Consider the following 13851-nt stretch of genomic DNA (forward strand, 5'->3'; position numbering starts at 1 on the left):
GCGAACCGCTGCTCGGTCACCGGGCGGCGGCTTGGGTAAGTCCTGGAGGAACGGTCAGCAGGTCAGCAGCGAACGCCCATGCCCAGGCGGTGCGGCTCGGAAGGTCGATCAAGCCGATTCGATAGGGATCGTTGGCATCGGATAGCCGAGCGGCTTTTGTAGGAGCCAGCTTGCTGGCGATCCGGGGCTGCAGGGCGTTATTTGATCGCCAGCAAGCTGGCTCCTACAGGGGAGATGGCTTACTGCTGAAACAAAAAAGCCGCTACCCAGATCATGGTGCAGCGGCTTTAAGTTCGTTTTGCGAGAGAGCTTAGCCGCGAGCGCCGCGCACTCCTTCGCTCAACTCACGGCACAGACCGAGTACGCCCTTGACGGCCTGCTCAGAGGTTTCGGCATTGGCGATCTGGTCGATCAGCGCCGAGCCCACCACCACGCCATCGGCCAGTCGGGCGATGGCAGCGGCCTGGTCCGGGGTGCGGATGCCGAAGCCGATGCACAGCGGCAGATCGGTGTGGCGCTTGAGGCGTGCTACGGCTTCTTCGACGTGTTCCAGCGTGGCCGAGCCGGCACCGGTCACGCCGGCCACCGACACGTAATAGACGAATCCCGAGCTGCCGTTGAGCACGGTAGGCAGGCGCTTGTCGTCGGTGGTCGGGGTGGTCAGGCGAATGAAGTCGATGCCCGCGGCCTGGGCCGGGTCGCAGAGGTCTTCGTTATGCTCCGGTGGCAGATCGACGATGATCAGGCCGTCGACGCCGGCTTCCACCGCCTCGGCGAGAAAGCGCTCGACGCCCATCTTGTGGATGGGGTTGAAGTAGCCCATCAGCACCAGCGGCGTGGTCTGGTTGCCCTCGCGGAATTCGCGAACCATCTGCAGGGTTTTCGCCAGGTCCTGCTTAGCCGCCAGGGCGCGGATGTTCGCGAGCTGGATCGCCGGGCCGTCGGCCATCGGGTCAGTGAAGGGCATGCCCAGTTCGATGACGTCCGCGCCGGCGTCCGGCAGGCCCTTGAGGATGGCCAGCGAGGTGGCGTAGTCCGGGTCGCCGCCGGTGACGAAGGTCACCAGGGCCGCGCGGTTTTCCTGTTTCAGCTGCTCGAAGCGCGTCTGCAAACGGCTCATATGTGTTCTTCCTGTTCGTCGTAGTGGTGCATGACGGTCTGCATGTCCTTGTCGCCGCGGCCGGAGAGGTTGATCACCATCAGGTGATCCTTCGGCAGGCCGGGTGCGCGCTTGAAGACTTCAGCCAGCGCGTGGGCGCTTTCCAGGGCGGGGATGATGCCTTCCAGGCGGCAGCACTTGTGGAACGCAGCCAGGGCTTCGTCGTCGGTCACCGAGGTGTATTCGACGCGGCCGATGTCATGCAACCATGCGTGTTCCGGGCCGATGCCCGGGTAGTCGAGGCCGGCGGAAATCGAGTGGGCGTCGATGATCTGACCGTCGTCGTCCTGCAGCAGGAAGGTGCGGTTGCCGTGCAACACGCCAGGTACGCCACCGTTGAGGCTGGCGGCATGCTTGCCGGATTCGATGCCGTGGCCGGCTGCTTCAACGCCGATGATCTTGACGTCTTTATCGTCGAGGAAGGGGTGGAACAGGCCCATTGCGTTGGAGCCGCCGCCGATGCAGGCCACCAGCGAATCGGGCAGGCGACCTTCTTGAGCCATCATCTGGTCACGGGTTTCCTTGCCGATCACGGACTGGAAATCGCGAACCATGGCCGGGTAGGGGTGCGGGCCGGCGACGGTGCCGATCAGGTAGAAGGTGTCGTGGATGTTGGTCACCCAGTCGCGCAGGGCTTCGTTCATCGCGTCTTTCAGGGTGCCGGTGCCGGCGGTGACCGGGATCACCGTGGCGCCCAGCAGCTTCATGCGGAAGACGTTGGCCTGCTGGCGCTCGATATCGGTGGTGCCCATGTAGATCACGCACTGCATGCCGAAGCGTGCGGCGACGGTGGCTGTGGCCACGCCGTGCATGCCGGCGCCGGTCTCGGCGATGATGCGCTGCTTGCCCATGCGCCGCGCCAGGAGGATCTGGCCGATGCAGTTGTTGATCTTGTGCGCGCCGGTGTGATTCAGCTCTTCGCGCTTGAGGTAGATCTTGGCGCCGCCGCAGAACTCGGTCAGGCGCTCGGCGTAGTACAGCGGAGAAGGGCGGCCGACGTAGTCGCGCTGGAAGTACGCCAGCTCTTTAGCGAACTCCGGATCGGTCTTGGCTTTTTCGTACTCGGCGGCCAGCTCATGGATGAGCGGCATCAGGGTTTCGGCGACGTACTGACCGCCAAAGTGGCCAAACAGGCCCTTGGCATCAGGGCCGCTGCGGAATGAGGTCATGGTCATCTCCTGCGGAAAAGGGTGGCGGCCATCCAAACGCGAGTAAGGATTGCGCGATGGGCGGAAAATTAACCGACTTTGGCCGGCATAAAAAGCGATAAGATCGCCTCGACCTGTCAGGAAAACTCACTAATGAGCCAAGCCCTTCCTCCCCTCAATGCACTTCGCGCTTTCGAAGCGGCCGCTCGATTGCAGAGCGTAAGCCAAGCGGCAGCGGAACTCAGCGTGACGCACGGGGCCGTCAGCCGGCAGATCCGGTTGCTCGAAGACGACCTTGGCGTGGCGCTGTTCAGCAAGGAAGGTCGCGGCATAAAACTCACCGATGCGGGGCTGCGGTTGCGTGACGCGGCGGGCGAGGCGTTCGAGCGGTTACGGGACAGCTGCGCCGAGCTGCGCCAGCAGACCGCCGATGCGCCGTTCGTGCTCGGCTGTCCGGGCAGCCTGCTGGCGCGCTGGTTCATTCCGCGGCTGGACAGGCTCAACCGCGAGCTGCCCGATCTGCATCTGCAACTGTCCGCCAGCGAGGGCGAACTGGACCCACGCCGGCCGGGGCTGGATGCCACCCTGTGTTATGCCGAGCCGCCGTGGCCAGCCGATATGCAGGTATTCGAGCTGGCCACCGAATGCATCGGCCCGGTACTGAGCCCGCATCATCCGAACTGCGCGGCGTTACGCCAGGCACCGCCGTCGGTGCTGTTCAACGAAGCGCTGCTCTACACCGCATCGCGTCCGCAGGCGTGGCCCGCCTGGGCCCAGGGCAATGGGCTTGACCCCAGCATGTTGCGCATGGGGCAGGGCTTCGAGCATCTCTACTTTTTGCTGGAAGCGGCGCTGGCCGGGCTGGGTGTTGCCATCGCACCGCAGCAGCTTGTGGCCGATGACTTGCGCCAGGGCCGCTTGCTGGCGCCCTGGGGATTCGTCGAAACCCGGGCGCGGCTGTCGCTGTGGGTGCCGTCACGGCGCACGGATCGGCGCGCTGAGCGATTGGCGGACTGGTTGCGCCAGCAGCTGGTTTGATGGAGCCCCACCCTGGGTGCCACGTGAAAGATCGAGCCGTTGTTGGCTTCGATGACCCCTGGGTGGAACGCTAGCGCGGCGCTCGTAGCGGTTCGTCTCGTAAGATTTCGTAACATCCTCGGGGGTGCACTCGGCAACTTTTCCGCAACCCGCACCAGAAGCGCAATCGGCGTTTCGCCTGATTCGTATCGGTAAGGCGCTCGACGGCTGATTCCACGATTTTCATGAACTCACAAACGGCCCGGGCGCTCGGTATTTATGTGAGCGCCATCCTCTGGTGCTGACTTCCAATCAATCACAGAGGAGAAGCACGATGACTAACAAACTTCACACAATGCTCGGTGGTATCGCACTCGCAACGGCCATGGCGGCCAGCGCTCCGGCCTTCGCGGAAGTAGGCGATTTCGGCGTATGGGATAAAGACAATTCCGGCGTGGTCACCATGGGCGAATGGGACACCGGTTTCGATAACGACGCCTTGTTCACCAGCTGGGACAGCGACAAGGACGGCATGCTCTCCAACAACGAGTACGGACAAGGTCTGTACGACGCCTATGACGCCGACGATAGCGGCGATTGGAACGAGACGGAATACAACGCCTTCTATGACGACGCGGGTGATGGTGGCTGGCTGGATATCTGACGTATCCGCTCTGCATCCGTGAAAAGGCCATTGATGTACTAGCGGTCTTTTCATGGTGCGGGCCGCTCGCCTAGCAGTATCTCGTGAGCGTTGGAGTTAGGTCTGTCGCTCTGCAAAGAACCTATCGCAAGAGAGGTTTCCATGAACACGATTACGAAAACGCTGATTGCAACCGCTATCGCCGGATTCGCGACTGCTCCGCTTGCAGCGGAATCGGGTAATGCCCCTAGCCCTTACCAGAAGCACGATGGAACCTGGATCAGCCTGAACGGCACGGTAGAATCGGTGAAGCCCGATTCCTTCATGCTGGACTACGGCAAGGGCAGCATCATCGTCGAGATGGACGACTGGGACTGGTACTCCGAAGGCACCGCCCTGAAAGCCGGGGACAAGGTCACGGTCTATGGTGATGTGGATGACGACATATTCGAAGTGACGTCGATAGAAGCCAACAGTGTTTACGTCGACGGCCTGAACAGCTTCTTCTTCGCCAGCGCCAACGATGAAGAAACGCCATGGCGGACCGCAACCTTTGTGCCCTCTGCCGAAACCACGATTCAGGGCACCGTGCAATCGGTCAAGGATCGAGAACTCACCCTCGATACGGGTGACGGCACGCTGACCATCAATACCCTCACCATGTCCTATAACCCTTTGGACAAGGACGGTTTCCAGCAGGTCGAGAAGGGCGACCGCATCAGTGTCATGGGACAAATGGACCCTGCCTTCTTTGGCAATCGTGAGTTCAACGCGAAGTCGATCATCACGATTTCCGACGACAGCCAGCAAGAGCAGAACAGCTAGTTCGCGACCTACGCGCGTCATCTCCTGTTTCGCCCGTTTCGCTAATGCGAAGCGGGTTTTTTTTGGAAAGCGTCCAGCCGCGGTAGCTGACGTAACTCCCCGTCGTTGCCGATGAGCGGTTGTGCCACTCGTCCGGCGCCACTAAATCGACACCATCATTGCCGATACAGTTCAAACACCCACCGAGCGGCCACGTTGCCTGTCCGTGGGACTGTCTGTAGTCGTTCGGGAGAACAGTGATGGTCTATAAAAAGCGTGTCGGTATCGTGATGTGCGCGCTGCTCGCGGCCGGAGCAGAACAGCTAGCCGCCAAGCCCAACCCTGCGGTTGATGCTTCGCTCAAAGCCGGTCGACCCTTTGTCGAAGGCGAGTTGCTGGTTCAATTCAAATCAGGTGCATCTGAATCGGCAATGACGGCAGCGCTTAGCAAGCGGAACGCAAAAGCGACCCAGAAGCTGCTCGATAAGGCAGCGCGCAAGGATGCCAAGGGTGATCTGGTCCGGGCGCAGCTGGGTAAAGGCAAGAAGGTGGACGCCGCGTTGATCGCACAGCTGGCGGCTGATCCCGCGGTCGAATACGTCGAGCCCAACTGGATCTACAACACCCAACTGGCCAACCCCAATGACCCGGGCATCAACATGCTCTGGGGCATGCAGGGCGCGACGACGTCACCTGCTTCCCCGTATGGCAGCGGTGCGCTGGCGAGCTGGAACGCCGGCGCGCTGTGCTCCAACAAAGTCCACGTGGGCATCATCGACGAAGGTGTGATGACCACTCATGGCGATCTGCGCGCCAACGTCTGGGTCAACCCAGGCGAGGGCACTCGCGCTGACCGCAAGGACAATGACCGCAACGGTTTTGCCGACGACATCTACGGCTGGGACTTTGCTGCCAACAACGCCAGCGTGTACGACGGCCCGGCTGACGATCACGGTACGCATGTCGCCGGCACGGTAGGGGCCGTGGCGAACAATGGTGCTGGCGTGTTCGGTGTTTGTCCGAGCGCCAAGTTGATTTCCGCCAAGTTCCTCGGGGCCAATGGCGGTACTACAGCGGGAGCCGTCAAGGCCATCAACTACCTGACGCAACTGAAGCTGGCGAAGAAGATCAACCTGGTCGCCACCAACAACTCGTGGGGCGGCGGCGGTTACTCCCAAGCGTTGTATGACGCCATTCAGGCGGCCGGCAATGCGAACATTTTGTTCATCGCAGCTGCGGGCAACAGTGGGCTGAATATCGATAGCACACCGAGCTACCCAGCCAGCTATAACCTGCCCAACGTGATTTCAGTGGGTGCGATCGACCAGAACGGTCGTCGTGCGGGTTTCTCGAACTATGGCGTGAACAACGTGCATATCGCCGCGCCGGGCGTCGACATTGTTTCGACGGTGCCGACTTCAACTGGCGCGGCCGGCTTCGCCTACATGAGTGGCACCTCAATGGCGACGCCTCACGTGACCGGTGCGGCGGCGCTGTATGCCTCGCTGAACCCCTGTGCCAGCAGCGCGCAGATCCGCGAGGCGCTGCTGCGCACCGCGGTGATCGACCCGCAGCTCACCGGGGCGGTACAGCAGAACCGCCGGCTCGATGTTTCGAAAATCCGTGCTGAACTGAACTGCAGCGCACCGTAAGAGCCATGCTGAGCATCCGCGTGGCGAGTGCTCAGCTGGCCATCGCGGTATTGCTGTTCGCGGCCACCGGAGCCTTGGCCGCTGACTTCTCCGTTCCATAACCTTGCGGATTGCGGCTCTGCCAGCGCCAGGCGTCGGTCAGCATTACCAGCAGGTCACGCTCCGCTTTCCAGCCCAGATCGTCACTGGCCTTGCTCGGGTCCGACCAGCACTGTGCGGCGTCACCCGGTCGGCGCGCTTTGAACACATAGGGCAGCGGTCTGCCGATCACTTCTTCGAACGCGGTGATCATCTGGCGTACCGAGTAGCCCCGGCCGGTGCCGAGGTTCCACGTGGAAACACCACGGACCAGGTCGAGGCGCTCCAGTGCCTTGAGGTGCCCCTTGGCCAGATCCACCACGTGAATGTAATCCCGCACTCCCGTGCCGTCCGGCGTCGGGTAGTCCGCTCCGTATACGTTCAGTTGCTTACGGCGGCCCACCGCTACCTGCAGCATGTAAGGCAGCAGGTTATTGGGGATGCCGTTGGGGTCTTCGCCGATAAGGCCAGACTCGTGAGCGCCAATCGGATTGAAGTAGCGCAGCAGTGCAATCGACCAGCGCGGGTCGGATTCGGCCAGCCCTTTCAGCACGTTCTCTGCCATCAACTTGGATTGGCCGTAGGGGTTGGTTGGAATGCCGGTGGGGCAGTTCTCGGTGATCGGCATCTTGGGTGAGTCGCCGTAGACAGTCGCCGATGAGCTGAATACCAGCTTGAAGACTCCGGCTTCGGCCATGGCCTGACACAACGCGATGCTGCCGCTGACGTTGGTTTCGTAATAGCGCAGCGGTTCGCGCACACTTTCACCGACGGCCTTGAGACCGGCGAAGTGCAGCACCGCCGTGATGGGGTAAGAGGCAAACAACGCCTTGAGCAGCGAGCGGTTTCGCACGTCACCCTTGATGAACTGCAGCGTGCGGCCAGCCAGATGCTCCACGCGATCCAGTGCCACTTTCGAACTGTTGCTGAGGTCGTCCAACACCAGCACTTCATGGCCAGCCAGCAGGAGCTCAAGCACCGCATGGGACCCGATATATCCAGCACCACCCGTGACGAGAATCATGTCTCTACCTCATGAACCGAATTATCTGACGCACACGGGAGCGCACGGCTGACCGTATGAGCGCGGCCGCTGCAAGCATCTCCAGGGTTGAGTCGGCGAATCGGGCGGTACTGACTGCAGGAAGCACACAGCACCGATGCCGGGGTGAAACAGGCGTCCTGTGATAGGGACGGGGGAAGGTGTGAGCAAGTTCCAACGAAACGGCAGTCACCCGATGACCGACCTCTGCAGTAGGGCATCGGGAACCTTGGCTCATCAGCTGTCGTCCATAGCCGGCGGACAGCGCTCGCCGATTGGTCGTTTCTGCCACCGAGCGCCATCAGATTTTGCTTTGCGCGGGCTGCGCAGGCCTATGCGATGCGGCAGAAGGGACTCTGGAGGGCATTGCCACCCTTTACGAGGTTTCCATGAGCTGGGCCGGCCCCTACCAATACGAAATTGGCAAATCCCCCGATAAACAAGCGACGCCACCTGAAGTCATCTTCGATGAGCTGGTGCCGACCTTGTTGTGTCTTTCCCATTTGCGCTGGAGCTTCGTCTACCAACGCCCGCAGCACCTGATGTCGCGCTTCGCCCGTGACTTCAACGTGCTGTTTGCCGAAGAGCCGATCCCGACCGAGGACGCCCAGCCCTGGCTGGAGGTACGGCCCGAGGAAAATGGTGTTCAGGTACTGATTCCGCGTCTGCCTCAGGGCTGCGAGGGCGAGGCAGCGCTGCGCGTGCAGCGCGATTTGCTCGACGGCTATCTGGAAAAGCTCGGCGTCAATGAGCTGATGCTCTGGTACTACACGCCGATGGCGCTCGGTTATGCCGGCCACCTGAAGCCCAAGCTCACCGTCTACGACTGCATGGACGAACTCTCGGCATTCCGCGGCGCACCGCCGGAGCTGGTGCAGCGCGAACGTGAGTTGCTCGAGCGCGCTGATCTGGTCTTCACGGGTGGCTACAGCATCTGGGAAGCCAAGCGCGAACTGCACGACAACGCCTTCGCCTTTCCCAGCAGCGTCGACGTGGCGCACTTCGCCGAGGCCCGGCGGACTCAGGCCGACCCCGACGACCAGGCCGAGATCCCTCATCCACGGCTGGGCTTCTACGGCGTGATTGACGAGCGTTTCGATATCGAACTGGTGGCCGACATGGCGGAAAAACGCCCTGACTGGCAGTTCGTGCTGGTTGGGCCAGTGGTCAAGATCGATCCGGCGGAGCTGCCGCAGCGCGACAACATCCACTACCTGGGCGGCAAGACGTACGACGAGTTGCCCAAATACCTGGCCGGCTGGGACGTGGCCATCATGCCGTTCGCGATGAACGAGTCGACCCGTTTTATCAGCCCGACCAAGACTCCTGAATACCTGGCCGGCGGCCGGCCCGTGGTGTCCACGCCAATCAAGGACGTGGTGCGCACCTATGGCGACACCGAGATCGTCTACATCGCCGACACGCCCGATGCGTTCATCGCGTCTGTGGAAAAGGCACTGGTCGATGCCGAAGACCGCGACCGTTTGTTGAAGACCGCTGACGAAATCCTCGGCGACATGTCCTGGGACCACACCTGGGCGCTGATGAAGGAGAAGATGCAATGCGCGAAATGAGCCTGCGAGACAGCAATCCCGAATACGCAGGCGGCGGCGCCAGCGACGGCTCATCCCATGGCCGCCGCGGCTTCGACTACCTGATCGTCGGCGCCGGTTTCGCCGGCAGCGTGCTGGCCGAACGGCTGGCTGCCGGGCTGAACAAGCGTGTGCTGGTGGTCGACCGGCGGCCCCATATCGGCGGCAATGCCTACGATCACTACGACGAAGCCGGCGTATTGATCCACCGCTACGGCCCGCACATCTTCCACACCAACGCCCAGCGCATCGTCGACTACCTTTCGCAGTTCACCGAGTGGCGGCCCTACGAGCACCGCGTACTGGCGCAGGTGGACGGGCAGGAAGTGCCGATCCCGATCAACATGACCACGCTGAACAAGCTCTACGGTCTGAACATGACCACCGAACAGGAAGCGGCCGACTTCCTCGCCAGTCGCGCCGAGCCGGTGGAAGACATCCAGACCAGCGAGGACGTGGTGATCAACGGCATCGGCCGTGAGCTGTACCAGAAGTTCTTCCGCGGCTACACGCGAAAGCAGTGGGGCCTGGACCCGTCGCAGCTGGACAAGTCGGTCACCTCGCGCATCCCGACGCGAACCAACACCGACGACCGCTACTTCACCGATACCTTCCAGCAGATGCCCAAGCATGGCTACACCAAAATGTTCGAGAAAATTCTCGCGCACCCGAACATCAAAGTCATGATCAACACCGACTACCGCGAGATCCGCGATGAGGTGCAGTACGACCACCTGATCTTTTGCGGGCCCATCGACGAGTATTTCGACTACCGCTTCGGCAAGCTGCCCTATCGTTCGCTGAGGTTCGAACACAAGCAGCTCGACCAGGAACAGTTCCAGGCCGTCGGTACGGTCAACTACCCGAGTGAAGACGTGCCCTACACGCGCATCAGCGAGTACAAGCACCTGACCGGGCAGGTTCATCCGAAAACCAGCGTCACCTACGAATATCCGTCGGCGGAGGGCGATCCCTATTACCCCATTCCGCGGCCGGAGAATGCCGAGCTGTACAAGCGCTACCAGAAGCTGGCGGACGAGACGCCCGGCGTGACCTTCGTCGGCCGCCTCGGCACCTACAAGTACTACAACATGGATCAGGTAGTCGGGCAGGCGCTGGCGCTGTACAAGCGCATCGAAGAGGCCGAGCGTGGCCCTGCGGCGGGCGAAAGTGCAGAGCACAGCCGTTCACTGGCCAAACAGGTTCCCTGAAGACGAGGCACAAGGATGCATCAGCCGACGCTGTTCAAAAGCTTTTTCCTCGGCGGTTTCGAATGCTCGAACCATCGTCGCAGCGACGGCCGCCGCCTGGACCTGCTGGCGGCCACCGGCCACGACCGCTGGGCCGCCCATGATTACGCGGTGCTGCATCGGCATGGCTTGCACACCGTGCGTGACGGCCTGCGCTGGCACCTGATCGAGACGTCACCGGGCCGCTACGATTGGTCGAGCTTTCTGCCGATGCTGCAGGCGGCCCGGCGCCAGGGCACCCAGGTGATCTGGGATCTGTGCCACTACGGCTGGCCGGACGACATCGACATCTGGCGACCGCAGTTCGTCGAGCGCTTCGCCCGCTACGCCGCGGCTGCAGCGCAGTTGATCAAGGACGAGACCGATGCGGTGCCGTTCTACGCACCGCTGAACGAGATCTCGTTCTGGGCCTGGGCTGGCGGCGACGAGGCCTACTTCAACCCGATGGCACGCGGCCGTGGCTTTGAGCTCAAGCATCAGCTGGTGCGCGCCACCATCGCCGCGATGCAGGCTATCCGCGAGATTGAACCGCGGGCGCGCTTCGTTCAGGTCGATCCCGCAATCCACGTGGTTGCGCCGAATGATCGGCCCGGCCCGCAGCGCGAGGCCGAGCGCTACCGCCAATCGCAGTTCGAGGCCTGGGACATGCTCAGCGGTGAGCTCTGGCCGGGTCTCGGCGGCGCGCCGGAATACCTTGATCTGCTCGGCGTGAACTATTACCCCGACAACCAGTGGTATCACGGCGCAGGTAATACCATCGGCCGGGACAGCCCAGACTATCGACCTTTCAAAGGCATCCTCAGCGAGATCGCGCAGCGCTACAAGCGCCCCATCGTGATCGCCGAAACCGGCGCCGAGGGCGATGTGCGCGGCGACTGGCTGCGCTACGTCAGCGAGCAGGCCGGCCTGGCGATGCAGCGTGGCGTGCCGGTGGAAGGTATCTGCCTGTACCCGGTGGTGGATTACCCGGGCTGGACCGACGACCGTCACTGCCCGGTGGGACTGTTGGGCTTCCCGGACGAAGCCGGAAACCGCCGTGTGCATGAGGGGCTGGCCGATGAGCTGCGGCTGCAACAGGCGCGCTTCAGCCACTCGAGTCCGGTTTCGAACATCGCTGAAGCCTTTTCATGAACGCCCCGGCACTGCGCAAACCGCCACTGGTGCCGCTCCTGCCGGATCGGCCGGTCGCCTTTTTGTGGCACTACGTTTGCGCGCGGCCCTGGCATTTCGGCGGCTTGCTGCTGCTGATCGTCGGTGCGGCGACCTGCGCGGTGGCGGTGCAGTACGGCATGAAGCTGCTGGTCGACGCCATGGCGCAGGGCAGCTCCAACCGAGGCGCCGCCGATGTCTGGTTTCCGCTGGGGCTGTTCATCGGCCTGATCGTCATTGAAAACGTGTTCTGGCGTCTCGGCGGCTGGCTCGGCTGCCGAACAGTCGTGGCGAGCATGGTGGATATCCGGGTTGACCTGTTCAAGCACCTGACCGGTCACCCCATGCGCTATTTCACCGAGCATTTCGCCGGTTCGCTGGGTAATCGTATCTCGGCGCTGGGCCAGGCGGCAGGGGCGATCTATGGCGGTCTGGTCTGGAAGATCGTGCCGCCCATCGTCGACTTCATCGGGGCGGTGGTGGTGCTGCTGACCGTCGATTGGCGCATGGCGGTTGCGCTGATCCTGTTCGTGGCCATCGTCGCGGTACTGATCACCGGGTTCGGTATTCGTGGCCGCGCCAAGCATCAACGCTTCGCCGCGCAATCGGCGCGGGTTGGCGGCGAGCTGGTCGATGCGGTGTCCAACGTCTGGACCATCAAGGCGTTCTCCGCACGCGACCGTGAAGCGGAACGCCTGGCCAACGAGATCGGCTACGAAGCCAAGGCCCAGCGACGCAGCTGGATGTATCTGGAAAAGGCCCGCGTTATCCACGACATCTGCCTGTCGCTGATGGCCGGGGGCATGCTGGTCTGGGCAATCACTTTATGGGTGGACGGCTCGGTGACCGCCGGCGACGTGGTGCTGGTCAGCGCGCTGACCTTCCGTATCCTGCATGGCTCGCGTGATCTGGCCTTGGCGCTCGTGGACACCACGCAGCAGATCGGTGCCATCGACGACACCCTGCGCATCATCGTCCAGCCGCACGGCCTTGAAGACTCCGAAACCCTGCTGTTGCTGGCCGAAGGGGACATCACCTTCGAGGACATCAGCTTCGGCTATCCGAAGCGCGGCATAATCTTTGAGCATCTCAATTTGCATATCCCGGCTGGGCAGAAGGTCGGCGTGGTCGGGCCGTCCGGGGCGGGCAAGTCGACCCTCATTCAGTTGCTGCAACGCCTGGACGATGTACAGGCCGGGCGCATCCTGATCGACGGTCAGGATGTCCGCTCCGTCAGCCAGAACAGCCTGCGCGAGAAGATCGCGGTGGTGCCGCAAGAGACGGCGCTGTTCAACCGGACGATTCGCGAGAACATCCGCTACGGGCGTCCTGATGCGACCGATGGCGAAGTGGAGGAAGCGGCCCGCCAGGCCTTCTGCGATGCGTTCATCCGCGAGCTTCCGCAGGGCTATGACACCCTGGTCGGCGAGCGCGGCGTGCTGCTCTCCGGTGGCCAGCGTCAGCGTCTGGGTATCGCTCGGGCGTTCCTCAAGGATGCACCGATCCTGATTCTCGACGAGGCGACCTCAGCGCTGGATACCCAGTCGGAAGGCGAGATCCAGGCGGCGCTGAACAATCTGGTACACAACCGCACCGTAGTCGCCGTCGCCCATCGGCTGTCGACGCTGGCGAGCTTCGATCGGATCATCGTGCTGCGCAACGGGTTGATCATCGAAGACGGCGCACCGATGGAGCTGCGCAGCCGCGGCGGTGCTTTCGAGGCGCTTTGGCGGATGCAGGCCGAGGGCTTCAAACACGAGCCCGATCCGGCGGTATGAAGCGAGTCGCGGTGAATTCGAGCAGCCTGCGCGCCTTGGGTTACGACCTGGACGAGCAGGCGCTGGAGGTTGAGTTTCATAACGGCTCGCTGTATCGCTACGAGCAGGTGCCCGCCGACGTGGTGCAGGCACTGCTGGAGGCTGATTCCCTCGGTCGGTATTTCAATCAGGTGTTCAAGGCGCAGCAGTATCCCTATCGGCGTATCGATTAACCTGCGCTGCGTGTTGCCTCTCGGGCTACGAGTGGAAGCGGATCGCGAGCAAGCTCGCTCCTACAGACGCACGAAGCCTACTGCCGGTGGGTTGCAGAGTTTCGTAGGGTGGGCTTCAGCCCACCGACTTGGGCCGAGCGTTCCGGTGGGCTGAAGCCCACCCTACGGCTGTACGTCGATCAACACGGATAACCTTCGAGTTATCCAGATAGTGGGTGCTGAGATTCGCCGGCCGCCATCGGCGGATCGACCGCTCCGCTGAACTTCCGAGGCCCTTCGCGGGCCTCAATGAACAGGACGCATCATTACCGAGCGGAGGCTCCTCAG

Annotated in this window: 12 protein-coding genes; 9 read left to right on the top strand and 3 right to left on the bottom strand. The window is 62.4% G+C overall.

The features are described from left to right. Nucleotides 1-310: 310 nt before the first annotated feature. Nucleotides 311-1120, bottom strand: a complete 810-nt coding sequence (gene trpA / locus RT21_RS15340) for a tryptophan synthase subunit alpha (protein WP_046163404.1) — start codon at nucleotides 1118-1120, stop codon at nucleotides 311-313. Continuing rightward, the gene (gene trpB, locus RT21_RS15345; protein ID WP_177327095.1) at nucleotides 1117-2328 is read right to left on the bottom strand and encodes a tryptophan synthase subunit beta; all 1212 of its coding nucleotides are present in this window, start codon (nucleotides 2326-2328) and stop codon (nucleotides 1117-1119) included. Before trpB ends, trpA begins: the two co-directional genes overlap by 4 nt. Before the next feature lie 132 nt (nucleotides 2329-2460). Between trpB and RT21_RS15350 the strand changes: the two genes are divergently transcribed. The 4 genes from RT21_RS15350 to RT21_RS15365 all read left to right on the top strand — a co-directional run bounded on the left by RT21_RS15350 (nucleotide 2461) and on the right by RT21_RS15365 (nucleotide 6423). Further along, the gene (locus tag RT21_RS15350) at nucleotides 2461-3345 is read left to right on the top strand and encodes a LysR family transcriptional regulator (protein WP_046163406.1); all 885 of its coding nucleotides are present in this window, start codon (nucleotides 2461-2463) and stop codon (nucleotides 3343-3345) included. A gap of 313 nt (nucleotides 3346-3658) precedes the next feature. Continuing rightward, complete coding sequence (locus RT21_RS15355; protein ID WP_046163407.1) at nucleotides 3659-3988, top strand: hypothetical protein; 330 nt, start codon at nucleotides 3659-3661, stop codon at nucleotides 3986-3988. Between the two features lie 141 nt (nucleotides 3989-4129). Further along, nucleotides 4130-4792: a NirD/YgiW/YdeI family stress tolerance protein gene (locus tag RT21_RS15360; protein ID WP_046163408.1), complete on the top strand. Its 663-nt coding sequence runs from the start codon at nucleotides 4130-4132 to the stop codon at nucleotides 4790-4792. A gap of 239 nt (nucleotides 4793-5031) precedes the next feature. Continuing rightward, nucleotides 5032-6423: a S8 family peptidase gene (locus RT21_RS15365; RefSeq protein WP_046163409.1), complete on the top strand. Its 1392-nt coding sequence runs from the start codon at nucleotides 5032-5034 to the stop codon at nucleotides 6421-6423. Between the two features lie 31 nt (nucleotides 6424-6454). Here RT21_RS15365 and galE read toward each other — a convergent pair whose 3' ends face one another. Continuing rightward, entirely contained in the window at nucleotides 6455-7525 is a 1071-nt protein-coding gene (gene galE / locus RT21_RS15370; RefSeq protein ID WP_046163410.1) for a UDP-glucose 4-epimerase GalE, read from the bottom strand. Nucleotides 7526-7932: 407 nt separating this feature from the next. Between galE and RT21_RS15375 the strand changes: the two genes are divergently transcribed. The 5 genes from RT21_RS15375 to RT21_RS15395 are packed head-to-tail and all read left to right on the top strand — an operon-like array spanning nucleotide 7933 to nucleotide 13524. Next, nucleotides 7933-9117: a glycosyltransferase family 1 protein gene (locus tag RT21_RS15375; protein WP_046163411.1), complete on the top strand. Its 1185-nt coding sequence runs from the start codon at nucleotides 7933-7935 to the stop codon at nucleotides 9115-9117. Continuing rightward, nucleotides 9105-10346, top strand: a complete 1242-nt coding sequence (gene glf / locus RT21_RS15380; protein WP_046163412.1) for a UDP-galactopyranose mutase — start codon at nucleotides 9105-9107, stop codon at nucleotides 10344-10346. The genes RT21_RS15375 and glf overlap by 13 nt, the downstream gene beginning before the upstream one ends. A 15-nt stretch (nucleotides 10347-10361) precedes the next feature. Next, nucleotides 10362-11516, top strand: coding sequence for a glycoside hydrolase family 1 protein (locus RT21_RS15385; protein WP_046163413.1), 1155 nt, complete (start codon nucleotides 10362-10364; stop codon nucleotides 11514-11516). Next, complete coding sequence (locus tag RT21_RS15390) at nucleotides 11513-13312, top strand: ABC transporter ATP-binding protein (RefSeq protein ID WP_046163414.1); 1800 nt, start codon at nucleotides 11513-11515, stop codon at nucleotides 13310-13312. Before RT21_RS15385 ends, RT21_RS15390 begins: the two co-directional genes overlap by 4 nt. Beyond that, nucleotides 13309-13524: a KTSC domain-containing protein gene (locus tag RT21_RS15395; RefSeq protein WP_046163415.1), complete on the top strand. Its 216-nt coding sequence runs from the start codon at nucleotides 13309-13311 to the stop codon at nucleotides 13522-13524. Before RT21_RS15390 ends, RT21_RS15395 begins: the two co-directional genes overlap by 4 nt. The last annotated feature ends 327 nt before the right edge of the window (nucleotides 13525-13851 follow it).

The organism is Pseudomonas sp. 10B238 (assembly GCF_000970615.1).
In the GTDB taxonomy this organism is placed as follows: domain Bacteria; phylum Pseudomonadota; class Gammaproteobacteria; order Pseudomonadales; family Pseudomonadaceae; genus Stutzerimonas.